The sequence below is a fragment of the Neobacillus mesonae genome (assembly GCF_001636315.1).
Taxonomy (GTDB): domain Bacteria; phylum Bacillota; class Bacilli; order Bacillales; family Cytobacillaceae; genus Neobacillus; species Neobacillus mesonae.
The window spans coordinates 236,376-261,659 of sequence record NZ_KV440949.1 but is presented as its reverse complement, the minus strand read 5'-3'; the positions used below and the strand labels follow the sequence as shown (position 1 = coordinate 261,659).

General features: G+C 38.3%; 22 protein-coding genes and 2 pseudogenes. 19 read left to right on the top strand and 5 right to left on the bottom strand.

Features of this window, described 5'->3' with window-relative positions; translation table 11 throughout:
- Window positions 1-30 precede the first annotated feature (30 nt).
- From A6749_RS01215 to A6749_RS01185, 7 genes are all read left to right on the top strand, one after another.
- Window positions 31-591, top strand: a complete 561-nt coding sequence (locus A6749_RS01215) for a histidine phosphatase family protein (protein ID WP_066383902.1) — start codon at window positions 31-33, stop codon at window positions 589-591.
- Between the two features lie 43 nt (window positions 592-634).
- Complete coding sequence (locus A6749_RS01210) at window positions 635-2,434, top strand: M3 family oligoendopeptidase (RefSeq protein WP_066383900.1); 1,800 nt, start codon at window positions 635-637, stop codon at window positions 2,432-2,434.
- A 57-nt stretch (window positions 2,435-2,491) separates the two neighbouring features.
- On the top strand, window positions 2,492-3,037 hold the full coding sequence (locus A6749_RS01205; RefSeq protein ID WP_066383889.1) for a GNAT family N-acetyltransferase: 546 nt from the start codon (window positions 2,492-2,494) through the stop codon (window positions 3,035-3,037).
- A 25-nt stretch (window positions 3,038-3,062) separates the two neighbouring features.
- Window positions 3,063-3,482 (top strand): FosM family fosfomycin resistance protein, encoded by a 420-nt coding sequence (fosM, locus tag A6749_RS01200; protein ID WP_066400588.1) that lies wholly within the window; start codon window positions 3,063-3,065, stop codon window positions 3,480-3,482.
- Window positions 3,483-3,549: 67 nt separating this feature from the next.
- Window positions 3,550-4,062, top strand: a complete 513-nt coding sequence (locus tag A6749_RS01195; RefSeq protein ID WP_066383887.1) for an AraC family transcriptional regulator — start codon at window positions 3,550-3,552, stop codon at window positions 4,060-4,062.
- A 47-nt stretch (window positions 4,063-4,109) separates the two neighbouring features.
- A complete protein-coding gene (locus A6749_RS01190; RefSeq protein WP_066383884.1) occupies window positions 4,110-4,979 on the top strand; it encodes a GNAT family N-acetyltransferase in 870 nt (289 codons plus the stop codon).
- A gap of 108 nt (window positions 4,980-5,087) precedes the next feature.
- Window positions 5,088-5,627 (top strand): GrpB family protein, encoded by a 540-nt coding sequence (locus A6749_RS01185; protein WP_066400586.1) that lies wholly within the window; start codon window positions 5,088-5,090, stop codon window positions 5,625-5,627.
- An 81-nt stretch (window positions 5,628-5,708) separates the two neighbouring features.
- On the opposite strand, the pseudogene A6749_RS27445 reads toward A6749_RS01185, so the two are convergent.
- A pseudogene (locus A6749_RS27445) lies at window positions 5,709-6,704 on the bottom strand (IS3 family transposase); the annotation flags it as partial.
- A gap of 80 nt (window positions 6,705-6,784) precedes the next feature.
- Window positions 6,785-7,072, bottom strand: a pseudogene (locus A6749_RS28775) (transposase); the annotation flags it as partial.
- Window positions 7,073-7,316: 244 nt separating this feature from the next.
- Here A6749_RS28775 and A6749_RS01170 point away from each other — a divergent pair.
- The 7 genes from A6749_RS01170 (at window position 7,317) to A6749_RS01140 (ending at window position 14,242) form a co-directional block, all read left to right on the top strand.
- On the top strand, window positions 7,317-8,345 hold the full coding sequence (locus tag A6749_RS01170; protein WP_066383869.1) for a Bug family tripartite tricarboxylate transporter substrate binding protein: 1,029 nt from the start codon (window positions 7,317-7,319) through the stop codon (window positions 8,343-8,345).
- 58 nt (window positions 8,346-8,403) lie between these two features.
- The gene (locus tag A6749_RS01165; RefSeq protein ID WP_066383867.1) at window positions 8,404-8,856 is read left to right on the top strand and encodes a tripartite tricarboxylate transporter TctB family protein; all 453 of its coding nucleotides are present in this window, start codon (window positions 8,404-8,406) and stop codon (window positions 8,854-8,856) included.
- 27 nt (window positions 8,857-8,883) lie between these two features.
- Complete coding sequence (locus A6749_RS01160) at window positions 8,884-10,410, top strand: tripartite tricarboxylate transporter permease (protein WP_066383865.1); 1,527 nt, start codon at window positions 8,884-8,886, stop codon at window positions 10,408-10,410.
- 72 nt (window positions 10,411-10,482) lie between these two features.
- Entirely contained in the window at window positions 10,483-12,114 is a 1,632-nt protein-coding gene (locus tag A6749_RS01155; RefSeq protein ID WP_066383862.1) for an ATP-binding protein, read from the top strand.
- Window positions 12,071-12,778, top strand: a complete 708-nt coding sequence (locus A6749_RS01150; protein WP_066383859.1) for a response regulator — start codon at window positions 12,071-12,073, stop codon at window positions 12,776-12,778. Before A6749_RS01155 ends, A6749_RS01150 begins: the two co-directional genes overlap by 44 nt.
- A gap of 129 nt (window positions 12,779-12,907) precedes the next feature.
- The gene (locus tag A6749_RS01145) at window positions 12,908-13,699 is read left to right on the top strand and encodes a GNAT family N-acetyltransferase (protein WP_236719609.1); all 792 of its coding nucleotides are present in this window, start codon (window positions 12,908-12,910) and stop codon (window positions 13,697-13,699) included.
- Window positions 13,700-13,738: 39 nt separating this feature from the next.
- Window positions 13,739-14,242, top strand: coding sequence for a GNAT family N-acetyltransferase (locus tag A6749_RS01140; RefSeq protein ID WP_164745673.1), 504 nt, complete (start codon window positions 13,739-13,741; stop codon window positions 14,240-14,242).
- A gap of 490 nt (window positions 14,243-14,732) precedes the next feature.
- Here the strand turns inward: A6749_RS01140 and A6749_RS01135 are convergent, their stop codons facing one another.
- From A6749_RS01135 to A6749_RS01125, 3 genes are all read right to left on the bottom strand, one after another.
- Window positions 14,733-15,947, bottom strand: a complete 1,215-nt coding sequence (locus A6749_RS01135) for an amidohydrolase family protein (RefSeq protein WP_066383854.1) — start codon at window positions 15,945-15,947, stop codon at window positions 14,733-14,735.
- 6 nt (window positions 15,948-15,953) lie between these two features.
- Complete coding sequence (locus A6749_RS01130; protein WP_066383849.1) at window positions 15,954-17,042, bottom strand: hypothetical protein; 1,089 nt, start codon at window positions 17,040-17,042, stop codon at window positions 15,954-15,956.
- Window positions 17,043-17,167: 125 nt separating this feature from the next.
- On the bottom strand, window positions 17,168-18,073 hold the full coding sequence (locus A6749_RS01125; RefSeq protein WP_066383845.1) for a selenium metabolism-associated LysR family transcriptional regulator: 906 nt from the start codon (window positions 18,071-18,073) through the stop codon (window positions 17,168-17,170).
- 135 nt (window positions 18,074-18,208) lie between these two features.
- Between A6749_RS01125 and A6749_RS01120 the strand changes: the two genes are divergently transcribed.
- The 5 genes from A6749_RS01120 to A6749_RS01100 all read left to right on the top strand — a co-directional run bounded on the left by A6749_RS01120 (window position 18,209) and on the right by A6749_RS01100 (window position 25,188).
- Window positions 18,209-18,931 (top strand): GntR family transcriptional regulator, encoded by a 723-nt coding sequence (locus A6749_RS01120; protein ID WP_066383842.1) that lies wholly within the window; start codon window positions 18,209-18,211, stop codon window positions 18,929-18,931.
- A gap of 251 nt (window positions 18,932-19,182) precedes the next feature.
- Window positions 19,183-20,319 (top strand): alanine dehydrogenase, encoded by a 1,137-nt coding sequence (gene ald, locus A6749_RS01115; protein ID WP_066383833.1) that lies wholly within the window; start codon window positions 19,183-19,185, stop codon window positions 20,317-20,319.
- Window positions 20,320-20,341: 22 nt separating this feature from the next.
- The gene (locus A6749_RS01110; protein WP_066383830.1) at window positions 20,342-21,706 is read left to right on the top strand and encodes an aspartate aminotransferase family protein; all 1,365 of its coding nucleotides are present in this window, start codon (window positions 20,342-20,344) and stop codon (window positions 21,704-21,706) included.
- A gap of 22 nt (window positions 21,707-21,728) precedes the next feature.
- Window positions 21,729-23,498, top strand: coding sequence for a sulfoacetaldehyde acetyltransferase (xsc, locus tag A6749_RS01105; RefSeq protein ID WP_066383827.1), 1,770 nt, complete (start codon window positions 21,729-21,731; stop codon window positions 23,496-23,498).
- Between the two features lie 178 nt (window positions 23,499-23,676).
- Window positions 23,677-25,188: an APC family permease gene (locus tag A6749_RS01100; RefSeq protein ID WP_066383824.1), complete on the top strand. Its 1,512-nt coding sequence runs from the start codon at window positions 23,677-23,679 to the stop codon at window positions 25,186-25,188.
- Window positions 25,189-25,284: the final 96 nt, after the last annotated feature.

Below are 25,284 nucleotides of genomic sequence, written 5' to 3'. Positions count from 1 at the left end.
CAGCAGCAAACTAGAGGGGGGAGGATAATCTTGTTGACTAACCTATATTTTGTACGACATGCTCATTCTATTTATACCCCTGATGAATTACAAAGGCCTTTATCCAAACAAGGTCTGACCGATGCAGAAAAGGTCACTCAACTACTAGAAAATGAAAATATAGAATATGTCATTTCAAGTCCATATAAAAGAGCTATACAAACAGTAGAAGGAACAGTCAAATTAATAGGTAAAGAATTGATAATCGAAAATGCCTTTAGAGAACGGAAATTGTCTGAAAAGCCTGTTGAAGATTTTTATTTTGCTATTTCAAAAGTATGGGCAGACCCTGCCTTTTCTTGGGAAGGCGGGGAATCGAATATTATCGCTCAAGAGCGAGGAGTGAGGGCAACATTACAGATATTAAACGAATATGAGGGTAAGAATATTGTAATGGGAACACATGGAAATATAATGGTTTTAATTATGAATTACTTTAATAAAAAATATGGTTTTAGTTTTTGGAAAGAACTTGAGATGCCCGATATTTATAAATTAACCTTTGACCAAACGAAGCTGAAAGAGGTTCATAGAATGTGGAGAAGGACATAATCGATGCTCAGGCTTCATGAAGATAAAATGATAGGAGTAAAAAATGATAGTATCAAATTACAGCCAAGTATGGGATTTGGAAAGAATTTTCTTGGGCGGAAGTGATTCCGCTTCATTTAAAGAACATTTAAAACAGCTTGAATCGAAAATTAATAAACTTGAACAAAGAGTATCTAGTTTTAAGACTCCTCAAGAAATTAATGATTCCATTCAGATTGCTGATTTAATTGATTACATAGCCAATATTCGCATCCATCTATCTCAAGCGAATTCTTTCATAACCTGTCTTCTTTCGCAAAATTCAAATGATCAACAAGCAGGAGCTTTACGGGTAAAAGCAACTTCATTAGTTGGACGTTATGAGGATGCTTTAAAAAAAGTACAAAGGATTCTATTAAAAACTAATATCACTTTATGGAATGAGATAGTAGGAACGAAGGAGTTAAGTACCTATAAGTTTCTCCTTAATGAATGGCGTGAAAAGGCAGCTATGCTGCTTTCATCAGAAGAAGAAGAGAGTTTAGTGTCAAGTTTGATGGTAGATGGGTATCACGCATGGGGGCAATTCTATCAATCACTAATTAGCAGTATAAGAGTAAATATACCAATGGACGGAGAAGTAAAAAAGCTGTCGGTTGGCCAAGCGATTAATTTACGTTCCCATCCGGTGGAAGAAGTACGCAAAGCTGCTCATTATGCCTTAGAAGGAATATGGAAAGAGAAGGAGGAATTGTTTGCCAAAATATTAAATCATATTGCTGGCTATAGATTACAAGTTTCCAATAAAAGAAGGATTACGAATGTGATCGAAGAGCCTTTACTGGAAAATCGGTTAAAAGAAAAAACGCTGAATGCCATGTGGGAGGCAGTAAATAAATACAAACTGCCATTTATGAACTATCTAAAACAAAAAGCTGAGATGCTAGGTAATGAAAAAATGCATTCATACAACTTTTGGGCTCCCGTAACCGAAACAAATCAAACTATAAAATATGAAGATGCCGTAGATTTTATTCTAAATCGGTTTGGTCATTTTGGAAATGAATTAGAAAGTTTTACCCGCCAGGCTTTTGAAAATGGCTGGATTGAGTCCGAAAATCGTCCCAATAAATCACAAGTAGCATTTTGTGCAGGGTTCCCGCTTTCCGGTGAATCGAGAATTTTTTTGACATATAGTAATACAATTACCAATGTTCTCACCTTAGCACATGAACTGGGTCACGCATTTCATAATAATGCGATGAAACAGGTTAATGGTTTGAACAGACATTATCCATTAAGTATTGCTGAAACTGCTTCCACTTTTGCTGAAATGATTATATTAGATGCTGCAAAGGATGAAGCCGAATCTATAGAAGACAAATTGTTTTTACTAGATGAAAAATTAAAACGAAGCGTTATGAATTTCATGAACATTCAATCGAGATTCATGTTTGAACAGACATTTTATGAAGAACGTAAAAAAGGATTTGTTTCATCATCACGTTTAAATGAGCTCATGCAGGAAGCCATAGAAAAGTGCTACGGAGATTCTTTTGATAGTGTCTCTTTGAGTTCGTGGATTTGGACTCCGCATTTTTATATTACTCATTCTCCTTTTTATAACTTTCCATATACTTTTGGCTATTTAATTTCAATAAGTATGTATGCCATATCGAAGAAAAAAGGGAAGGCATTTGAAAAAAATTATATTGAGTTGCTCCGTGATTCAGGAAGTATGTCTACAGAAGATTTAGTCATGAAGCATTTAGGAGAGGATATTACCTCAGCAGAATTTTGGGAAAAAGGAATGGAATTGTGTGTTAAAGATGCAGTAGAATTTATTGCATTGCTTCATAAGTAAGCTAAAGAGGGAAATTGAACCATATAACAAAGGTACAATCGGAAGGGGCATTACTCAGTGAGGATTAACCATCAAGAATTTTTTGCAAATGATTTATCTTACATTGTTAGATCTGCAACAGAGGGGGACGCGAAAAATCTGTCGGAAGTAAGATTGCAGTGTGACGGTGAAACAGAAAATCTAGACAGAGAAAAAGGAGAGGCATACATAGATGAATCTGGGTTCCAGCAGATTATTAAGAATGATACAGAAAGCAGCTGTAACTTATTTTTAGTTGCTGAAGTTAATAATAGAATCGTAGGTTTTTCGAGGTGTGAAGGAAACAAATTGAAAAGAATGTCCCATAAAGTAGAATTTGGAGTGTGTGTATTAGAAGAATATTGGGGATATGGTATCGGCAAGAACCTATTAAAAGAATCTATTAATTGGGCAGATACAAATGAAATTAAGAAAATGACGTTGAGTGTTCTTGAAACTAATGAGAAAGCGATAAACCTTTATAAAAAATATGGTTTTGAAGTAGAAGGTATTTTAAAAAATGACAAAATCCTTTCCGACGGCAATTACTATAATACAATCTTAATGGGCAGGTTTAATGAGTAGAGAAATTTGAGGTGCAAATGTGTCAATAGTAAAAGGTATAAATCATTTGTTGTTTTCAGTGTCAAATCTAGAGGAATCGATTAAATTTTACCAAACCGTTTTTGATGCAAAATTACTTGTAAAAGGCAGAAGCACGGCCTATTTTGATTTAAATGGTTTATGGCTGGCACTTAATGAAGAAAAAAATATTCCCCGTAATGAAATCAATCAATCATATACCCATATAGCTTTTTCAATCGATGAATCAGAATTTGATCGTGTGTATCGTAGGCTAAAGGATTTAAATGTAGAGATTTTGGAAGGGCGTCAAAGAGACGTAAGGGATAAAAAGTCTATTTATTTTATTGACCCAGATGGCCATAAGTTTGAATTTCATACAGGGACATTAAAAGACAGGCTGGACTATTACAAAAAGGAAAAAACACATATGGAGTTTTTTGATTAAATTCTGGCTATATAAAAGGAATCCCTCATCGTTTTTCATTTATTACCTTTAGGGAGTTGAAAAAATAATGAATATCGAAGTAAAAGAATTACCTAAAATTGAAGTAGCCTATATAAGACGAACGGGAAGTTATTTTGAACACCAAGATCATTGGGGAATTTTAATCGGCTGGGCAATTAATAATGGACTTTTCCCGCCTCAACAGTCATTTATAGGTATACCTTTAGATAATCCTGATTTAGTAGAAGGTAGAGAATGCCGCCACGATGCGTGTGTAACCATTCCAGAAGGTTTTGAAAAAGAAAAACATCCTGATATGAAATTTAAAACTTTGGACGGCGGACAATTTGCATTGTATAAATTTTATGATCGGGCTGAAAAATTGAATGCAGCATATCAATTTTTTTATAAAGAGTGGCTGCCAAATAGTGATTATGATGCCGATTACAGCAGAAATAACCTTGAATTTAATATGAATAACCCTGCCGAAGACCCGGAAGGTAAATGTAAGGTTGATTTATATGTACCAATAAAAAAATATGAAGTAGATTTTAAACATAGCAGAAACTTTCTTCAGTAAGCGTTCGCATTAATTGGACACTTATAGAAATATTAGGAGAAACCTTTATGGGTAAATATAACAGAACAAATTTAAAATTAGTTCAATTTGATATTAATGATATTAAAGGGTTAATTGAATTGTCCGCATCAGTTGGCTGGGATTATGACAAATATGAAATTAGCACCGTATTATCAACAGGAAAAATATACGGACATAAAAACAGTGAGGGGAAAATCGTTTCTAGTGCTGCAATAATTCCTTATGATACCAATTTAGCTTCAATAGGAATGGTAATAGTTAATAAAGAATATAGGGGATTAGGATTAGGGAAGGAAATCACTCAAAAATGTATTGATTCCGAATCAAACGACATTTCCATTATGTTAATTGCAACAGAAGAGGGAAAACCATTATATGAAAAGATGGGTTTTATAACTGTTGATAGCGTACATAAATATATTTGTGATCACTATAATGTTAAAAATATATTAAATAACTGGACTTTATGCATAGTAGATTTTACTGAAAATGATCTTCCGCAAATTGTAAATATAGATAGGGCGGCCTTTGGTGATAAAAGAAGTAAATTTCTTCATAATAGAATCATTCAATCAGAACAATGTTTAGTCGTTAAAGATCATAAATCAAACATTGTTGGCTATGGATTATCGATTTTAGGACCAATTAATTTAATATTAGGACCAATTGTAGCACCAGATTCCCTTACAGCGGCATTAATACTTGATAGGTTAGCTTCTAGACATCGAGGAAAATTACGGATTGATGTACCATCAGGTAATGAAAAGTTCCAGTTGTTCTTGGAGCAATGTGGATTTGTGAAGGTTAATCAACCGCCGATAATGGTAACTAATTCTGTAAAAATGCCTGCTAGAAACAAGACTTTATTCGCCATTGCAGCTCAAATTTTTGGGTAAGTAGAAATACATTCTGATTAGATTCGACCTAATTTTTACAAACCGTAGATGAACGTGCCATAGAGTTATTTATGAATGGAAAAACAAATAATTATATGGAGAGAAGAAATGAACCTAGGATTGAAAAATGATGAAGTAAACATAGTCCCTTTTTCTGAAGAGTGGATAAAAGAATTTTCAAGAGTAAGAAAAGAAATACACCAATCAACAAATATTAGTGAAGATCGCATTGTACATATTGGAAGTACGGCAATTAAAGGTATGATGGCCAAACCAATCCTGGACATACTGGTGGCAGTAGATGACTTAACCACAGTAGATATTTCTATTATTAATGGGCTTAAAAGTATAGGGTTCCTACGCTTACGTGTGCAACGGCCAAATGAAATTGTGTTTGCCAAGTTTGCTGACCAAACTTATCAAGTAAAAACACATTATATTCATCTCGTAGAATTTGAGAAAGAACTGTGGAAAGACTTAATTTTTTTCAGAGACTATTTAAATGCAAATGAAAAATCACGAGAAGAATATCTCAACCTAAAATTGGACTACATTAAGAAGCATTCTACTGGGGTGAATGCATATACAGACCACAAGGAAAAGTTTGTGAAAAGTATATTTAAGAAAAGGACAGGCCAAAAGAAATAGAATGCACTAGAGAAAAATGTAAAGATATTGAAAGCCTAAGTATGCGACATTGATCTGACCCAATAAAGTTAGACAAATATTTTAGGCTACTTTGAGGACCTGAGCTCGGTATTCTACCGGACTTAGGTCTTTTAATTTTGCCTTTATTCGTTTGTGATTGTAATAGTGAATATAGTCTTCTAATTCTTTTTCAAAATGTTCAATACTATCAAACTCCTGTAGATAAAGAAGTTCAGACTTTAATAAGCCAAAGAAATTTTCAATAACTGCATTGTCCAAACAATTACCCTTACGAGACATACTTTGTGTAATCTGGTGCTGTTCTAATGTTTTTTGATACTGCTTCATTTGATAATGCCATCCTTGATCTGAATGGAGGATTACTTGGTCCCCAGGTTGAAGACGCTCAATCGCTTGATTTAACATATCGCCGACTAATTTATAAACTGGACGTTTCATCAAAGTATAAGCGATTATTTCTCCGTTACATAAATCAAGTACTGGTGAGAGGTAACGTTTCTCACCGAATAGGTGGAATTCTGTAACATCAGTTACCCATTTTTCATTCAGCTTCTCGGCAGAAAAGTCGCGGTTTAGTAGGTTTGGAGCGGTTTTTCCTACATTTCCTTTATAAGAACGATACTTTTTCATTCGAACTAGGCATTTTAGGCCGATTTCATTCATTAAACGATTGATAGTTTTCGGATCGTGATGAAATCCTTTTTTCTCTAGTTCTTTCGCTATACGACGGTACCCATAACGACCTTTATGTTCATGAAAAATCTCTTTGATAGCTTCTTTTACTTCGGCATATTTATCAGCTTGATTTAATCGTTTTTCCCAATAATAATACGTACTACGTGGAATGTCAGCGACTTCAACTAAATCCACGACTTCATAATGATCCTTTAGTTCAAAAATTACTTGCGCTTTGATTTTGTTTGTAATTTTTCCTGCATTTGAACTAAAGCATTCAACTTTTTTAGGTAAGCATTTTCCATTTCTAATCGAGCGATTTTTTCTTGCAGTGCTTCGACTGACCCTTCTGCAGGTATTGATTTTTTTGAATCGATTTTCTTTGCTTTCTTTTTCATTGGTGGACGCCCCTTTTTCTTCTTTTCTAGGGCACCAATTCCACCTTGTTCAAATTTACTTCTCCAATTTCGAATCAGTCTAGGAGATGAAATATTGAATATGGCCGCTGCATCGTAAGATGATGTACCCGTTTCGTTCATATAATTCAGTACATCCATTTTAAACTGTAGGGAGTAGCTTGTATATTTTTTTTGAAAAGCTTTTATACCTTGTTGTTCGTAAAGTCGTATCCATCCACTCACAATATTAAGGGATACCTTTGCCTCCTGCGCAATCGCCTTGATAGATTCACTCCCATATACATACCGTAAAACAATATGTATTCTTTCTTCAGCTGTAAATTTGGCCATAAAAAAAACCCCTTAAACGTTAGAATGGTGTCTAACATTTAGGGGGCATTTCACATTGCTTAGGCTTTTTTGCATTCTTCCTTAAGCTAGATAGTTCAATAAAAGGGGAGATTTGAAAATGTTTTACCCTTTGTGAACATTATGAACAAAATGGTTGTTAAGTTTTTAATGCTACTTATAGCTATAATATTTTATTTATCAAATTTTTTTGTAATATTAAGAAAAAGAAAAAGGGGGAAATAAAATGTTTTCACTTAAAAAATTTTCAGCAGTGATGTGTGCAGGAGCATTGGCGATTGGCTTAGGAGCATGCAGCAGCAAAGAAACAGGTGGACAAGCTAAAAAAGAGGAAAATACCGGCTATCCAAAGAAAGCGATTACAGTAGTTGCTCCATCTGGTGCTGGCGGGGGTTGGGATTTAACGGCACGTTCCTTTACAAAAGTTTTGGGTGAAACAAAGCTTGTATCACAGCCATTGACAGTTGAGAATAAGCCAGGCGGAGGCGGTGCCGTATTTATGGCAGAATACGCCACCCAGCAAGCAGCGAATAACGAAATGCTTTTTGTTAATTCACCGCCTATTATTATTAACAACTTAAAAAAGGAAGGAAACAGTCCTTACGGTTATAAAAATACAACACCGCTCGCTCAGTTAACAAAAGATTTTGGAGCGATTGTTGTCAAAGCGGATTCTAAGTACAAAGATCTTAAATCAGTATTAGAGGATGTAAAGAAGGATCCAAGTAAATTGACATTTGCTGGTGGTTCAGCCCCAGGCTCCATGGACCATTTAATATCTATTCTACCAGCTTATAAATATGGCGTCGATCCTACAAAAATTAAATATGTTTCCTATGATGGCGGCGGGGAAGCCATTACAGCACTGCTTGGAGGTAATGCAGATGTTATCGGTACAGATGCCTCCAGTGTGAAAGAGTTTTTAAAGGCAGGGAAAATTCGGGTTTTAGCAGTGACATCACCTGAGCGGTTGGCAGGTGAGTTTAAGGATGTGCCAACAGCCAAAGAACAAGGGATTGATGCCGAATTCACCATTTGGCGCGGAGTGTTTGGTCCTGAAAAAATGTCTGAAGAAGCAAGAGTCTATTGGGAAAAGACAATCGATAAGCTTGTAAAAACGGATGAATGGAAGAAAGAAGTTGAAACACAAGGCTGGGAATTGGAATATAAAAACAGTGCCGATTTCAAAACGTTTTTAGAAGAGCAAAATCAACAAGTTCAGCAATTGTTAGAAGCACTAGGTATGCAAAAATAAAAAAAAAGGGAAGGAGTAAACTTTCTCCTTCCTTATTTTTTCAAAAGGGGGAGTACAAATGACGATAAAATTTGACAGAATTGCATCTGTGGCCTTTCTTGTTGTTGGTATCCTGTTTATTGTCGGGAGCCGGCATTTATCGAGCACATCATATGGAAGTGTGGTTGGACCGGATATCTTTCCGTTCATTCTTGGAATCATACTGGTTTTATTAAGTATCCGTTTATTTTTCGAGTCCGCCGCAAGTCTCGGGGAAGGGGAAAAGAAGGAACCTTTACAATACAAGCCATTCTTAATAATAGCAGCAGCCACATTGGTCTACATTTTAACCTTGGAAATTGTCGGGTATGTGATTACAACCTTTCTCTTTTTGTTTATTTGCTTTCAAACAATGGAACGGTCTAAGTGGATTACATCACTAATAATCTCTGCAGCATTTTCAGGAGTTGTTTATTTCATATTCGTAGAAGTATTAAAGGGTACATTGCCAGGCTGGCCGATTTGGTTTTAACACAAATGTAGAAAGGAGGAACATCATTTGAGTACACTTGAATATTTAATTAACGGTTTTGGTACCGCACTTATTTGGTATAATCTTATTTTTGCTTTTGTTGGCGTGTTAATTGGTACCGCAGTTGGTGTTTTACCAGGGATTGGTCCTATGAGCGGGGTTGCGCTCCTGATCCCGGTAACAGCATCTATCACCGGAGGACTGCCGCCGGAACAAGCGGCAACAAGCGCAATTATCCTTCTGGCTGGCGTATATTATGGGGCGATGTATGGGGGTTCGACTACTTCTATTCTATTAAATACACCTGGGGAGTCCTCTTCTGTTGTAACGACATTAGACGGATACCAGATGGCGAAGAAAGGAAGAGCGGGCAGCGCCCTATCGATAGCAGCAATTGGTTCCTTTGTTGGTGGATTTGTGACAATCATTGCATTAATTGCCTTAGCAAAACCTTTATCCAATATAGCGCTAAAATTTGGTCCGGCTGAATATTTTTCGTTAATGCTTCTAGGGCTTGCTGCAGTTAGCGGGTTAGCGGGAAAATCGGTCACAAAAGCATTAATTATGACTATTTGTGGGTTATTACTTGGAACGATTGGAATTGACAACGTTTCGGGAATTGCCAGGTTCACTTTCGATGTTCCATGGCTTTACCAAGGAATCGAATTCTTAACCATCGCAGTTGGGCTGTTTGCGCTCGGTGAGGTTTTTAAAACGATTTTAGAAAAAGATGAGGAAGACGGGGAAATTGCTAGAATCAACAATATGCTTCCATCTAAAGAAGAGTTTAAGGAATCGGCAGGACCGATTGCCCGTGGTTCCCTTTTAGGCTTCTTTGTCGGCATTTTACCGGGAGCCGGAGCAACGCTGGCATCCTTCTTTTCTTATATTCTCGAAAAAAAGATTTCCAAAAATCCTTCGAAATTTGGAACAGGAGCAATTGCTGGGGTAGCGGCACCGGAAACAGCGAATAATGCCGCATCCGGCGGCGCGATGATCCCTTTACTGACATTAGGTATACCGGGTTCGGGAACCACTGCAATCTTAATGGGAGCGTTAATGATGTACAATGTCCAGCCTGGCCCGTTATTATTTGAGGATCATCCGCAGGTGGCCTGGGGTCTGATTGCTAGTATGTTTATCGGAAACCTCATGCTATTAATCTTAAATTTGCCGCTTGTCAGGGTATTTGCCAAAATCATTGAGACGCCGAAGAAATATTTGATTCCGATGATTATTGCGATTTCCATATTCGGTGTCTATGCAGTACAAGTGTCAACATATGATCTCTTGCTTTTATTAGCATGCGGTGTGCTTGGTTATTTCTTTAGTAAACATGACTATCCAATCGCTCCGCTTGTTCTCGGTCTTGTATTAGGACCGATGATTGAGAATAATCTTAGAAGGGCATTAACCATATCAAATGGAGATTACGGTGTATTTTTTAACCGGCCGCTTTCATTGGTATTTCTACTGATTACGGTACTTTGGCTTGTTGTTCCCTTGATTTTGAAACGAAGAGGGAAAGAAGTCATCATTAATGTAGAAGGTTAGGATTCTGAAGATTATGAAAAACTCCTTTTTAAAAGGAGTTTTTTTTAATATCATAGAGATAGAGGTGTTTTCATGCGTTTACACACGAAATTAATGCTCGGAATCTCGGTGCTTATTATTGTGCTCGGAGTCATTATTGAATTTACTTTTAAAAATATCATGGAAACCAAATTGAAACATGAAATTGGTTTAAAAGCATTATCCGTTGCAGAATCAATTTCTAATATGCCAGAGATCGAATCTGCTTTTCATACAGAAAATCCGTCGTCCATTATCCAGCCGATTGCTGAAGAAATTCGTAAGGACGTCGGGGCCGAGTTTATCGTCATTGGAAACAGAAACGAAATCCGTTACTCTCACCCTAATCCCAAGCGTCTAGGAAAGAAAATGGTCGGCGGCGATAATGACCAAGTATTTAAAGGGGAATCTGTCATCTCAGAGTCAGTTGGAACCCTAGGACCTTCACTTCGTGGAAAGGCACCGATTTTCAGCGGAAACAAGGTAATAGGTGTTGTTTCTGTCGGATATCTTCAAACGGATATCGCAACAGAAGTAGAAAAAGTTCAGAAAAAAATTTTTGTTGCTACTGTTATCATTTTAATTGGTGGGATTCTGGTAGCATTTCTAATCTCTCTAAATATCAAAAGGGCTATTTTTGGCTTGGAACCAAAGGAAATTGCTTGGATGTACCAGGAAAAGCATGCGATTCTGGAGTCGATTCATGAAGGAATCATTGCAATCGATACCGAAGGGCGGATTACAGTAGTAAATGAAACCGCTCACAGCATTTTGAAGGTACCTATTTCTACCTTGCTGCGAGGAAAAAGGATTGAACAAGTGCTAGAGAATACACATTTGCTCGATGTCGTTCAGACGGGACAAGCCGAATATGATCAAGAGTTCTTGATAGCTGGGGAAGTGTATTTAGCTAATCGAATCCCTATTTTTAATAATAAAAATGAAGTCATAGGAGCGGTGGCGAGCTTTCGCAATAAGTCGGAGCTGGCCAATCTTCTGAAGGAATTATCTCATATTAAAACATATGCAGAGGGATTGCGGGCGCAAACCCACGAATATTCTAATCGGATGTATACCTTGCTGGGCTTAATTCAGCTTGGATCATATAAGGAAGCGATTGATTTTATCTCAAAGGAAGTGGATGTTGCACAAGGACTTATCCAATTCTTAATGAAGGAAGTACCTGATCCGGTGCTGGCAGCATTTATTTTAGGAAAGTCCAGTTTAGCAAGCGAGTTAAAAATTAATTTTTCAATCGATCGTGAAAGCAGTTTTAAAGATTTACCTGAAGACATTAGCAGGGACTCGTTGGTCACCATTATAGGAAACCTTGTGAATAATGCATTTGAGGCCGTCAGGGAGAGTGAAAAAGAAGAAAAGCGGGTTTCCTTGTTTTTAACTGATCTTGGTAAGGAATTAATTATTGAAGTGGAAGATAACGGCATGGGGATTGACGAAAATACAAGCGGAATGATTTTTCAAAATGGTTTTACCACAAAGAACACAAGCAGTAATGCTGGCATTGGCTTAAGTTTAGTACAAAATGCGATTAAGGACTTAGGTGGAAATATTACGTTTTCTTCTATAAGGGGAGAAGGAACAATTTTTACAATAGCAATTCCGAAAAGCAGGGGGAATTTGAATGAAGGGGAATCGGGAAATCGAAGTGTTAATTGTGGAGGATGACTTAAGGGTTGCAGAAATCCAAAGGCGTTTTCTAGAACAGATTGAAGGTTTTCAAACAGTGGGAATTGCCGCAAGCCATGAGGAGGCAAAAACCTTAATTGATATTTTACAGCCCGACTTGCTCTTGTTGGACATTTTTTTTCCAGATATGAATGGACTGGACTTCTTGAAAGAAATAAAGCAGCAACCGAAACAAATGAACGTCATTATGATTACGGCTGCAAAGGAGATTCATAAAGTTCAAGAAGCCATAAGTATCGGTGTATTTGATTACATCATAAAACCCGTTGTTTTCGAACGCTTTAAACAATCGTTACTAAGATATAAGGATTATCATAAAAAGCTGGTGCAATTGGAGGAAGATGGTCTTCATGTCACCCAGCAGCAGGTTGACAAGCTGCTCCGAAAAGAAATTGAGGCTGGGACTAGCGAAAAGTCCTATCTGCCAAAAGGGATTGACCCGCTTACCTTAGAAAAGGTGCTCGAAGTTTTAGGCAGGGAAATTCGCGGTCTAACCGCTGAAATCGTTGCGAAAGAAGTTGGTGTCAGCCGAACAACTGCCAGACGCTATTTAGAACATCTTGTATCGGAAGAAAAAATAGAAGCTGACCTAGCATACGGAACCGTAGGTCGTCCAGAGCGGGTTTATATTGTTTCAATTTAATAAGAAACTATGAATATGGAGGAAAACTAATTGCCTGGCAACATACAGTTTATAAAAAATTATAAAGATAATCACCAACTCAGAGAGAGCTTTTTTGAACTGGCGAAAGGTATTTTCGGGTTGGATTTTGTGAGTTGGTATGAAAATGGCTTTTGGGGGAATCGCTACATACCATTTTCATTTGCGGATGGTAATAGTATCATCGCCAACGTCTCTGTGAATATTCTTGATTTCATTATTCAGGGAAAGCAGCACCGCGCTTTACAGATTGGGACGGTTATGACGCGTCCTGATTATCGTAACAAAGGACTGTCCAAAAGGTTAATGAATAAAGTATTAGAGGACTATAAGGATTCGTTCGATTTTATGTATCTTTTTGCTAATGATCGTGTTTTAGATTTTTATCCGAAATTTGGTTTTAAAAAAGTACAGGAGTATCAATATTGGTCGACCTTCTCTTCTAGTGCAGAGGCGGGGGCGAAAAATAAACTGCGAAAACTGAATGTTTCAAATAGAACTGATCTAGAGTTCATTTATTCATTTGCACTTGATAGAATACCTGTTTCCAACACCTTTGCCACAAGTAATTCACAAGGTATATTAATGTATCATTGTTTAAATGTTTTTCCTAACGAAATTTATTATCATGAAACGGGAAAAGCTATTGTGATTTTTAATAAGAACGAGAATGCATTTGAAATTTTTGATATTATAAGTAAAACTCCGGTCAATATTCAAAATATTTTAGAGGACCTGGCAGGGGAAGGTAGCTGTAAAGTCATTTTTCATTACACTCCTGATTATGAAGGAATGACATATGAAATAAGTCCTTTACAGGATGGCGGAACCCTGTTTGTAAAAACAAATGAGAACCATTGTTATCCTGAACGGGTTAAGCACCCTGTTACATCAGAAGCCTAAAGAATATTTATAAAATAGCTAATAAAAGAGGTGTATATTGTGTTTTTAGATGATAGTTTTCAAATTCGAATCGCTGCAAGTGATGATCGAAATAGAATTATTCATCTGTTGAAGCAGCTGGCCCAGTGGATGAAGGATAATGAAATCGACCAGTGGCAGTTTCTTTTAGATGGCGGGGATGATGAAGAAATTGTACAGGCGATTGATAATAATGCAACATATGTTGTGATGAAGGACGATGATTTAGCAGCTACTTTTACGATTTCAACGAAACAAAGCGATTGGGACCGTGAGCTTTGGGGAGAGGATTCATCAACCAATTCTCTTTATCTGCATCGCTTAGGCATTAACCTGAATTATATGAAAAAAGGCATTGGCAAGTCCATTTTGACCTGGATTGAAAGTAGTTATCAGGGTGAAGTTAAGTATGTGAAATTAGATTGTGTTGCTGACAATATCAAATTAAATAATTTTTATAAAAACTGCGGCTATGAATTTGTTGGGGTAACAGACAGCTTTAATAAATATCAAAAGAAATTATAATCATATGGTTCTATGTAACTGAAGAAACAAGAAAAAGAGCATCAGGGTCACGTAGAGAGGTTCTACGTGACCGAACCGGATGAAAATGTGGTCGTGTGGTCGCGTAGAGAGGTTCTACGTGACCGAACCGGATGAAAATGTGGTCGTAAGGTCACGTAGAGAGGTTCTACGTGACCGAACCGGATGAAAAAGTGATCGTGTGGTCACGTAGAGAGGTTATACGTGACCGAACCGGATGAAAAAGTGATCGTGTGGTCACGTAGAGAGGTTATACGTGACCGAACCGGATGAAAATGTGGTCGTAGGGTCACGTAGAGAGGTTGTGACCATAAACGGGAGAAAAAGGGTCGTAGGGTCAAGTATATTTTTTAACCCGAACCTTTCAGTCCCTTGATTTCAGCACAATTCCATTAAAAATTTCAAGAGAATAAATCCCACATAAAAATCAACGTCTAAGTCCATATAGACACAAAATCCCTGAAATGGAAAGCTACCCTCGATCAATTACCTTCTTCCCGCGAAAAAACACTTTCCTGATCTGCTCAACATCAGTAATTTCAAGCCCCGGCACACCATCAGCTACAAGGAAATTGGCATCTAAACCTGGTTCCAGCCTTCCAAAGCAATTTTCTTTTCCCAAAACCTTAGCAGGGTTAGCGGTTAGAAGGGCTAAGATTTGATTCTCATCATAACCCTGCCTCTTCAGCAACTGCATAGGCAGGTGAGAAATCAGCATTAATACATCCGGCCCTTTTAAAGACACGTCATTAAATGGCAGCCAGGTCGCATTTGAATGAGGAGGGAGATAGGCATCTGTTGAAATAGAGACAGAAATTCCTTTATCAAATGCCAGCAGAATATCTTCCGGAGAATTCGGAATCAAATGAGTACCGCCCATAGGCGTTGCCACAATTTCTACTTTGCGCGAAGCAGCAAAGTTTAATTGTTCATCGGTTATTCCGTGTGCATGATGCAGCACATCAAATCCGGCCTCCAGTGCCATTTGGATTCCTTCCTTGCCAGCAACATGACAGCCGATCTTCTTACCAAGTTGATGGAAAAACTCAACAATCTCTTTCAGTTCTTCCAGCGAATAAATAATTTCGCCCGCATGCGGTACTTCTTTTTCCGTGAAATTTGCCGGTGTGGCATTAATAAAGATATTTTCACCAGGATAATCACTGATTCGGGCAATTTCTCTCACTATTAATGGGTGGACCAATTCCTTTTGATCCACATTCCTTGAACCTGTTACTGAAGTAAAATGGGCTAATTTTTCAAAACCAATCGAGATACTTGTTGTGGCAAATGAAATATCTAGCGGACAATCGTGAACAGCCTTTTGATAATCGCCAATCGAAAAATCACAAAAAGGATGGCCGCAAATTTGCTCGCCTAATGCAGTGATTCCGCTGGATAGAGCATTGAAAAGGAGTGACCGACCAGCTAAAAAATGAGTTTCCGGAGTAACCGGAAAAAGTGAGGAAGGGGCAAATTCAAGCAAATGGGTATGGCAATCAACTAAAGAAGGGGTAATGACCTTATCTAAACAGTCCACCACCTCAACTGAAGGGAATTTCTTCTGCAGGATCTCCCATTTTCCAATCTCCACAATTTTTTCATCTGAAACCACAATTGCCCCATCGATAATTGTTCCGAGACTGCTGACAGTAACAATCTTCTTAGCATGAATCAAATAATTCATCATTAATCACACCAAGAATGGAGTCAGGAAATAACCAAGTACACATGCTGTAATAAATCGAAGCACCATGCCGATGATTGCTGCTTCCAATACTTCTCGTTCATTTAAGCTTGAGGTTTCTGCCCACGTAACAGGGACCTGACCAAAGATAACTGATAATGGAAGTCCAGAATTGGCTAAGACAAATGATCCGACGATTAAACGCGGGTCAATTGTGTTTGCCAGTTCAGCAAGCTGAGCAACCGCAAGAGTGGGGGCAGCCAATATAGAAACTATTCCTGTTCCAGGTTCGATACTTAAAAAGGTCAGAATATAGGACAGACCTGATTCAATGGCGTCCCAAATGCCAAAGAATTTCAATGCACCTATAAAGAAAAATACGGCAGCAACAGCAGGAATAATGATGAGGAATAAAAGTTCAGCACCTTCTTTGGCTGAAGCGAATATTGTTTGCAGGAAGCGGGTAGTGGGAGTGAAACGGGGTAATTCTTCGAGTTCCACCCGCTTCGTATCGCGATAAATCGTTCTTGATAACAAAAAGGGGACGACAATAATCGGTACAAAAATGGATAAAATGACAAGTGGGAAGGCACTGATGCCAAACACAGTTAATGCAATTAATCCAAGGACAAAAGTGGCAAATGATTGAGGCGATTGAATCATCGTTGCAACGGCAATTTTCTGTTCCGCTTTGGTGGCATTTGCTTTAACTAAAATAGGTCCGGAGATTTTTCCTGCGGCATTAATATCTCCAAGAATATTGTAGGCACTTGGGATAATGACGGATGGATTAATTTGGAACCATTTCATTATCGGTACAAAAACGCGGATCAAGCCATCGGTAAACCCTAGCCGCTCTAAAATCCGGCCAACAATTACGCTTACAATAATAGCAATTCCTACTTCGCTTGTTAGGAAAATATCGACAACAATTGGTTTAACTTCCTTGATGATCGTATCAAAAAGAGCCGACAGGGAATTTGGGGCAAATAATAGCAGCAGCAGTGATCCGAAGACGAGAATAATACCAATAATTTCATATAGATGCCATTTTGTCCGTGCGGATTTGGTGGCAGGGGCTTGTTTATTTTCCATCTACACTAACCTCCAAACATTTTACATTAGACTATTCACATACTGGAAATGTGTGTTTGTCTAATGTAAAAGTCAAATAGATGGGGATGACTGCCCTCAATTCCAGAGGGCAGTAAACGCTTCTACTAATTTTTTTCCTTCATGTTAGCAATAAACAACTCCTTAAACGCATCACTCGCCATGGATAACACTTGTTTCCGATGGATGAGATAAAAAAATCGCTTTAGCGGAATACCTTTAATTCTCGTTTGTTTTAAAAGCCCAAGGTTTAGTTCCTTTTGAATTGTCGTTTTGGAAATAATCCCCACACCAAGGCCGGATTCTACAGCTGATTTAATAGATTCAGTATTTTCAAGCTCCATAATGATCTTTAATTGCTCAAACTCCAGCTGGTGTTTTAATAAATTGGTTTCCAATACCTGCCTGGTGCCTGACCCATGTTCCCTGGCGATGATTGGCAGGGAAAACAACAATTCCGGCTCGATTGATTCTCCTGTAAGCAAAGGATGGGGGTCCCGAGCGGATGAGATGATGACGAGTTCATCCTCTAAAAATGGCAGACTTTCAATTTCTTTTCGTGGGATGGCCGCCTCAATGAATCCCAAATCGATCTTCCCATCCAGCAGTTTTTCAATTATTTGAAACGAATTATCAACTGTTAGACTTAAATTCACTTCAGGATACTGTTTGATAAAATCGCCTAGGTAATAAGGGAGTAAATATTCTCCGATCGTTAGACTAGCACCTAATCGCAGGTCGCCATGAATAGTATCGGAAAGAAGGGAAATATCTTTTTCTACTTGATTCACAAGCTGGATTAACTGTTCAGCATAACTGAAAAGAATAGTGCCAGCGTGTGTCAGCTCCATTTTTTTCGTGGAACGATCGAATAATGTCGTGTTTAAGTATTCTTCTAAATGTTTGATATGTAGACTAACGGATGGCTGTGAAAGGTGCAGGACTTTTGCTGTTTCTGAAAAATTCTTTTTTGTAGCGGCAGTGAAAAATACTTTAAGATGTTCGAGATTCATTTATCATCCAACTCCCATTTACTGAAACTTCTAAATTTATTCACTATTATAAATGAAACTAATGACAAGTGCGATAGAAATTAGTAACATATAAGTAATCATCAATATATGGAAATTATAAGGAGGGATTCAAAAATGCAATTAGATCCAAAGGACCCAATGCCGTTGCACATTCAATTAAGGAATAAGCTCGAAACTTTAATTAGGGATGGCTACTATCAAGAGAAAATTCCTAGTGAAAGGGAATTAATGGATGCTTTTAAAGTTAGCAGAAGCACGGTGAGGGAAGCAGTTTCCCATTTAGTACGGGACGGTATTTTAGAAAAGGTTCATGGCAAAGGGACTTTTATTTCCCTGAAGCCAATTCAGGATTGGCTAGGCAGTCTAAGCAGCACAACCGAAATTATTAAAAGAATGGGCATGAAACCCGATGCGAAGCTGATTACACATGGCATCGTAAAAACCTCGGAAGATATTAAAGAAGTTACCGGATTTGATGAAGCTTACTATATTAAAAGAATCCGATATGCCAATGATATACCAATTGCGATTGAAGTCCAGTATTATCCTGTTGAGATTGGTGAAAAGTTGGCACAGTTTGATATTGAAAAAGGGACGTTATTTGATTTCCTTGAAGAAGACTTACAAATTAAATTTTCCGAAGCAGAGCAAATCATTACAAGCGGACAGTTAACCAAGGAAGATGCTGAACTAATGGAGTTGCCGGAATCCATAAATGTACTTGTTACGGAACGCTTATTGATGGATCAAGAGGGTGATTTAATTGAATATTATCTTGCCTATTTTCGTTCCGATATGTATTCGTTTAGAATCAAACTTTCACGAAAGTATAATTAAGGATACTACTGCCCAGAAAAAGAGAGTATTAAGAAAATTAATAAGTGGTATTAAAAATACTAAATGTTTTTTATAATTAGAATATATTGAAAATTAATAAAGTATATGGTTAAATTTGATTAAAGGTTAGTTTGTTATCCAAACTGGTACGGATGACCTGACGTCCGGATTTAAATAATGCATCTGTAAACGCTGTCATCCAATGCAGATAACTTTTGACCAATTAAACAGAATGAAAGGATGTGTAGGTTATGATTATCGGTGTACCAAAAGAAATAAAGAATAACGAAAATCGAGTTTCTATGGTCCCAGCAAGTGTTGCTTCCTATGTGAAGGCAGGACATCAGGTCTTGGTTGAGAAAGATGCTGGTCTTGGCAGTGGAATTCCAAATGAAGAGTATGAAAAAGCGGGTGCTACGATCGTCCCGACTGCTGCTGATGCTTGGGCGGCGGATATGGTCGTCAAAGTAAAAGAACCTCAAGTCGAGGAGTTCAAATACTTGCGAAAAGATTTAATACTCTTTACCTACCTCCATTTAGCAGCTGAGCCTGAATTGACAAAAGCGTTACTAGATAACGAGGTAACAGCAGTTGCATACGAAACGATTCAGCTTGAAAATCGTTCGCTGCCACTATTAACTCCAATGAGTGAAGTGGCCGGCAGAATGTCCGTTCAGCTGGGAGCACAATTTTTAGAAAAAATTCATGGGGGCAAAGGGGTCCTTTTAGGAGGAGTACCTGGAGTCAGACCTGGCAAAGTGGTCATTATAGGCGGCGGGGTTGTTGGAACAAATGCCGCGAAAATGGCAGTCGGCCTAGGAGCTGATGTAACTATTATTGACATAAGTGCTGAACGCCTCCGTCAATTAGATGACCTCTTTGGCGGCAGAGTAAAGACGGTGATGTCAAATCCTTATAATATCGCCGAAGAAGTAAAAGAAGCTGATTTGCTCATTGGAGCAGTTCTCATTCCTGGTGCCAAGGCGCCGCAGCTTGTTTCAGAAGAAATGGTTAAACAAATGGAACAAAATTCCGTTATCATAGACGTTGCTGTTGACCAAGGCGGTTCAATTGCAACAGTAGACCATATCACATCACATGATTCCCCTACATTTATCAAACATGGTGTACTACATTATGCGGTACCAAATATACCGGGAGCTGTTTCGAAAACGTCAACATACGCCCTAGCAAATGTTACGACTCCATATGGTTTGCAGCTTGCAAACAATGGCGTTGAAAAATCAGCACAATTAAATCCGGCATTAGCAAAAGGTTTAAACACCTATAAGGGTAAAATAACTTACCCAGCTGTTGCCGCAACATATAATCTTCCATGTTCAACATTAGATGAAATTTTAGAAAAAACACCAACTACAACTTTATAAAAATATAGGAGGGATACTGATAATGACGAAACTAGAAGTTCAAGATAATCAGCTTCTTGAGGCTCAGGATCAAGAACATTTATGGCATGCGATGAGCCGTCATGTGGAAGGCAGCAATCCAACAATTGCTGAATCTGGTGATGGTGCTTGGTTCACAGACGTTAACGGTAAACGTTATTTGGATGGTGTCTCAGGATTATGGTGTTTAAATTTAGGGCATGGCCGAAAGGAAATTGTCGATGCTGCAGCGGAACAAATGATGAAGCTTTCCTATTTTCCGTTAACGCTTAGTCATATTCCAGCTATTAAACTATCAGCAAAAATCAGCGAGCTTTTAGGAGCTTCCTATAAAACATTCTTTTCAAACAGTGGATCTGAGTCCAATGAAACAGCGTTTAAAATTGCAAGACAATACCATATTCAAACTGGTAATCCAGGAAAATATAAAATTATTTCAAGATATCGTGCCTACCATGGTTCAACACTTGGAGCATTAAGTGCAACCGCACAAGCTAACCGCCGAGTTAAATACGATCCAGGCGTTCCAGGATTCCTTCATGTTCCACCGCCATACAGCTATCGCTGCCCATTTGGCGAAGAAGTGACGAATTGCGATAAAGTAGCTGCCGATATGATTGATCAAATGATTAATTGGGAAGGGGCTGAAACAGTCTCTGCCGTCATCATGGAGCCATTTATTTCCGGTGGCGGTGTGATTATTCCATCAGCAGAATATATGCAGCGTGTACAAGAAATTTGTAAGAAACACAATGTCCTGCTCATTTGTGATGAGGTCGTTTCAGGGTTTGGCAGAACAGGTAAAATGTTTGGATTTATGCATTCCGAAGGTGTTCAGCCGGATATCGTGACAATGGCAAAGGGATTGACAAGCGGATACCTGCCGCTTGGCGCAACTGCCGTTAAATCTGAAATCTTTGAAACCTTTAAAGAAGCAGGGGCAGACAAACATCTTCGTCACGTCTCTACTTATGGAGGACATCCGGCAAGCTGTGCGGTGGCACTTAAGAATATTGAAATCATTGAAAAAGAGAATATCGTCAGCCGCGTTGCGACATTAGGTGAATCGATTTTAGGAAGATTAAAAGATTTAATCGGGCATCCAAACGTTGGCGAAGTGCGCCATAAAGGATTCTTATATGGAATTGAATTGGTAAAGGATAAACAGTCCAAAGAACCAGCCGAGGATGCTGTGCTCGCAAAAGTTATTGGCTTATGTAAAGAACAGGGCTTAATTATTGGTAGAAATGGTGACACAGTACCTGGTTTTAATAACGTGCTGATTATCGCTCCTCCGCTTTCTTCAACGGAAGAGGACCTGAATTTCTTAGTGGACACCGTACAAAACGCATTTGATCACATTAATTAATAATAGAAGGGTTGTGCTGTAAATGGCAAAAGTAGAAAAAGAATTACAACAAATTCAAACGAAAAAAGTGAAAATGACTCCAAGTGAGGCGATTGTAGAAACACTAGTGGCAGAAGGAGTAAAGCATATTTCCGGTATCTTAGGTTCTGCATTTATGGATATGCTTGACCTATTACCAGAGGCTGGAATCCGCTTTATCGGGGTTCGCCATGAACAAAGTGCTGCCCATATGGCTGATGCCTATACAAGAGTAAGCGGTGTAGCTGGCGTAGTTATTGGTCAAAATGGCCCTGGTATCACAAACATGGTAACTTCTGTTGCTGCTGCAAACCAAGCACATACACCAATGGTCGTCATCTCTCCATCTGCTGGAACTCCAACTGTCGGCTGGGACGGCTTCCAAGAGTGTGACCAAGTATCTGTGTTTAAAGCGATTACAAAGGAAACAGTTCGTGTAACTCATCCAAGCCGTGTAGCAGATTGCTTAAGAACTGCATTTCGTATTGCTTACGCTGAGCGCGGTCCAGTATTATTCGATATCCCGCGTGACTACTTCTATGGCGAATTAGAAGATGTCATTTTAGAGCCGCACCAATATCGTGTTGATAATCGTGGCTGTGGATCTTTAGAGTTAATTGATAAAGCTGTTGAATTATTATCAAATGCTAAAAATCCTGTTATCATTTCCGGCCGAGGTGTTGTTGATTCTGACGGAATTGAAGCAGTAAAAGAAATCGCGGAACACCTTACTACACCTGTGGCTGTTTCTTACATGCATAATGATGCATTCCCAGCTAATCATGCGTTAGCAGTGGGACCAATCGGTTATATGGGATCAAAAGCAGCTATGTACGCACTTAAAGATGCAGACGTAGTGTTAGCAATTGGTACTCGTTTATCCGTATTTGGAACACTTCCTTGCTATGACATTGATTACTTCCCGAAACAAGCTAAGATTATTCAAGTGGACATTAATCCACGTAATATTGCCCGTACACATCCAGTGGAAGTGGGGATTATCGGTGATGCGAACGCTGCTTCTGTTGAAATCGCTAAGCGTTTGAAAGAAAGAACGCCAAATTTAGCGCCAAATCAAGAAACACTGCGCCAAGTAGCAGAACTTAAAGCTCAATGGGAAAAAGAATTAGTTGATCTAGCTATGGTAGACGGCAATCCAATTAACCCTCGCCGTGCGCTGCTAGAGCTGACAAAAGCATTGCCTGAAAATACAATCGTTACAACTGATATCGGTAACGTATCTTCAACAGCAAATGCATACTTGAAATTTAATAATGGCCGCCAACATATAGCTGCCTTAACATTTGGCAATACTGGATTTGCTTATCCATCTGCATTAGGTGCAAAGCTTGCTAATCCAAATAGTCCAGTAGTTGCGATTGTAGGTGACGGTGCGTGGGGTATGAGCTTGCATGAAGTAAGCACAGCTGTTGAAGAAAATATTCCAGTAGTTGCTTGTGTGTTTAATAACCATGCATGGTGTGCAGAGAAGAAAAACCAAGTTGACTTCTACAACAACCGTTTTGTAGGTGCAGATATTCAAAACCCTGATTTTGCAGAAGTTGCAAGATCAATGGGTGCAGTAGGAGTAAGTGTTGATCAACCTGAAGATTTAGGGCCTGCAGTTCAAAAGGCAATTGAGTCAGGCAAACCAACTGTTATTGACATTCATGTAGATGGAACACAATTGGCACCACCATTCAGAAAAGATGCTTTGAAAATGCCAGTACGTCTACTTCCTAAGTATGCACATTTAGATCACCGTAACTGGTAAGATAAAATGAAGAAAAGGGGCCAGGCAATAGTCTAAGCCCCTTTTTCTTTAGAAATAATCCAAAAGTCCTATGAGAAATACTGGGAATATTTACACCTTTAAAAGTTGGAAATGTTATAAATAAAAAAATCAATTCACAATAGAGAAAAAATAAATGAAATATGGAGGTACATTTTATATGGAAAGAAGGGTTGAACTGGAAAAAAGTTTTAAACCAAGTTGGATATGGGCAATCGCTTTAGGATCAGCTATTGGCTGGGGATGTTTCATCCTCCCTACGGATTGGATGGCAAAAGCCGGACCCCTCGGAGTTATTATCGGTTTAATCCTTGGCGGTCTTATTATGATGTTAATCGCTGTAAGTTATGGCATTTTAATTGAAAAGCTTCCGGTTTCCGGCGGGGAATTTGCCTACGCTTATGTCGGGTTTGGGAGAACGCATGCCTATATTTGCGGCTGGTTCTTAACATTAGGATATATTAGTATTGTTGCTTTAAACGCCTCTGCGCTTGCATTACTAGGAAAATTTGTAATACCTTCCATTACGAATGTTGTCTTTTTGTATGAAACGAACGGATGGCAAGTCTATCTTGGAGAAGTCTTAATTGCTAGTATTGCAATCATCTTGTTTGCTTATTTTAATGTCAAAGGTAGTTCCCTCTCAGGTCAAATTCAGTTCATCTTTTGTGTTATTCTCGTCGCGGGAGTTTTATTATTAACGATTAGTATGCTGCTCAATCCTAATACTAGCCTGGATAATCTAAAGCCATTAATGAAACCTGGTATACCAGCGATTACTGGCATTCTCGCAATCCTGGCAATTGCTCCATGGGCATATGTTGGATTTGATAATGTTCCTCAAGCAGCAGAAGAATTTAACTTTCCACCTAAGAAAGCATTTTCCCTAATCATTTATTCCCTAATTTTTGCTGCGATTCTTTATTCTTTTATGGTTATTGCAACAGCAGTTGCAAATCCTTGGCAGCAATTAGTTGAAGGTAAACCTATTTGGGGAACAGCAGATGTTGTCTCTAATACTTTAGGCATAGCTGGAATGATTATGCTCTGTATTTCCTTGCTTATGGGAGTTTTTACAGGCTTGAATGGTTTTTACGTATCCTCCAGCCGTCTCATGTTTGCAATGGGGAGAGCCAAGATCTTGCCTGCAGCATTTGGAAAATTGCATCCAAAATACAAAACTCCTTATGTTGGAATTATCTTTACGGCAGTCTTCTGTTTATTTGCTCCATGGTTTGGCAGACCAGCATTGCTGTGGGTGGTAGATATGTCTGCAACTGGTGTTACGATTGCTTATCTTTATACATGTTGTACAGCCTATAAGTTATTTAAATGGAACGAAAACGGAAAAAGTTTAGATATCGGTGAAGAAAATTCAAATGGGTTAGTTTCTCCATTAAAGAAATTCATTTGCCTAATCGGGATTATTTCAAGTATTAGCTTTTTAGGCTTACTGCTTATCCCTAGTTCACCATCCTCCTTAGGAACACCTTCGCTCATTGCGTTAGTTGTTTGGAGTGTGCTTGGCCTATTCTTTTATCTTCTGAAAAGAAAAGAGTATCAACAAATTCCTAAAGAAACACTTGATTTTTACATCACAGGGAAAACTCTTTCAACTGGAAGATCAACTTCAAAGTCTTCTAGGGAAACCCCCATTAATATAGAAATATAAATTACAATAATGTTTCCTTTCTGTTATTTTGAAATAAAATCCCTAATCCCTATGGTTAGTGGGTTTTATTTTATTAATAGAATATATAAGAATATT